Raw genomic sequence first — 275 nt, forward strand, 5'->3', positions numbered from 1 at the left:
GGTCCAACGGGCTCAACAGGCTCAACAGGCTCAACAGGACCAACGGGCTCAACAGGACCAACAGGACCAACGGGTTCAACAGGACCAACGGGCTCAACAGGACCAACAGGACCAACAGGACCAACAGGACCAACAGGCTCAACAGGCTCAACAGGTTCAACGGGTTCAACAGGACCAACGGGCTCAACAGGACCAACAGGGTCAACGGGAGTAACAGGATCAACGGGTCCAACGGGCTCATCAGGCTCATCAGGCTCAACAGGACCAACGGGCTC

Annotated in this window: 1 protein-coding gene; it reads right to left on the reverse strand. The window is 57.8% G+C overall.

Going from position 1 to position 275, the window contains the following annotated elements:
• The coding region (locus COK05_RS31570) for a hypothetical protein (protein ID WP_218010112.1) at nucleotides 1-275 on the reverse strand (275 nt) is incomplete at both ends.

Origin of the sequence: Bacillus cereus (assembly GCF_002567495.1) — a bacterium.
Taxonomy (GTDB): domain Bacteria; phylum Bacillota; class Bacilli; order Bacillales; family Bacillaceae_G; genus Bacillus_A; species Bacillus_A cereus_AQ.